Source organism: Ruegeria sp. AH12 (assembly GCF_056541465.1).
Window position 1 is genome coordinate 1 of the sequence record NZ_JBQFYL010000051.1, and the last position, 1449, is coordinate 1449.

Consider the following 1449-nt stretch of genomic DNA (forward strand, 5'->3'; position numbering starts at 1 on the left):
CTTCAATCGATCAATGGCTTCGGCCTCAACCTCATCCACATATTCACACCCACCATAATAGCGGCGACCCGGATAGCCCTCGGCGTATTTGTTTGTAAGTACGGAACCCTGCGCATCGATCACTGCCTGAGAGACGATGTTCTCGGAAGCGATCAGTTCGATCTGTTCAGCCTGGCGTATGCCCTCGCGTGCGATCGATGCTGCGATGACGGGATCAGCCTCGGTGAGCGGTTTTGTGAACATGATCTCCTCCTGTAATCTCGTTTCCAGTGTACGAAATTTTGTTTCCTATAGTGGAATTAGTGTACGCAAGGCAACAAAAATTTCATCACAGTAAAGTTGTTTGGCTCCGGGGAAATGAGTAAGCTTTGATAAAACAAGGAGATTCCCATGTCTGAGGACAACCTGAAAGATGGTGCCGGACCGGAAGAACAGGACGAGGGGGCGGCTTTGGGTCGGTCGATCCGGGATGCACGCCGCGCAAAAGGCTGGACATTGGAGGAGGCCGGGCGCGAAGCGGGAATCGGTCGATCAACACTTTCAAAGATCGAAAACAACCAGACACGTCCAAGTTTCGAGATCGTACGGCGGCTGACACAGGCCTTGGACATGAACACGCCACAGCTGTTCTTGCAGTCCGCTCAATCGGGAATTTCGGGGCGACGTGATTTTACGCCGAAAGGGCAAGGCGAGATAAGAAATACGCCGACCTACATGCACGAATTGCTGTGCTCGGACCTGACCAGTAAGCGAATGCTTCCTTATATCGCGACGATAAAAGCGCGTGACATATCAGAATATGAGAACTGGATCAGGCACACAGGCGAAGAATTCATGTACGTTATCAGTGGCGAGTTGATATTCGTATCCGAGCATTACCGCCCCTTACCGATGAAACCCGGAGATTCTCTGTACTACGATAGCGGTATGGGGCATGGCTGTATTTCTACGAGTAAGGAAGACGCCAGGGTCTTGTGGGTTTCGCTGGAATGACACGTTAGGCCACGGCGCTTTCGCGCAGAATACCAATACCAACCTGAGCAAACGGATATCTCATGGACCGGACTATTTTCACTGGAACTATGCCTGCCCTTATGACGCCGTGTAAGGCCGACAGGACACCTGACTTTGACGCGCTGGTCAAAAAGGGCAAAGAGATGATCGCGGCAGGCATGTCCGCTGTCGTCTATTGTGGCTCGATGGGGGATTGGCCGCTTCTGACGGATGCCCAACGGATGGAGGGCGTGGAACGACTGGTCAACGCTGGCTTGCCGGTTGTCGTGGGGACGGGTGCCATCAACTCGAATTCCGCTGTGGCGCACGCAGCACATGCACAGAAGGTCGGCGCGGCAGGGTTGATGGTTATCCCTCGGGTTCTGTCACGAGGCTCATCGGTTGCTGCGCAAAAGAACCACTTCAAGGCTATTCTTTCTGCGGCACCGGACGTGC

The 1449-nt window shown here is 53.5% G+C and carries 2 protein-coding genes and 1 pseudogene; 2 read left to right on the plus strand and 1 reads right to left on the minus strand.

Annotated features, from left to right (window positions below; genetic code table 11):
* Positions 1-243, minus strand: a pseudogene (gene glyA, locus ACR0EL_RS21485) (serine hydroxymethyltransferase); the annotation flags it as partial.
* A gap of 147 nt (positions 244-390) precedes the next feature.
* Between glyA and ACR0EL_RS21490 the strand changes: the two are divergent.
* Positions 391-993 carry a helix-turn-helix domain-containing protein gene (locus ACR0EL_RS21490; protein ID WP_170393747.1) on the plus strand — a complete coding sequence of 201 codons (603 nt, stop codon included), beginning with the start codon at positions 391-393 and terminating at the stop codon, positions 991-993.
* Positions 994-1055: 62 nt separating this feature from the next.
* Positions 1056-1449, plus strand: a 394-nt coding sequence (locus tag ACR0EL_RS21495) for a dihydrodipicolinate synthase family protein (protein ID WP_480502191.1), incomplete at its 3' end; no start/stop codon positions are given.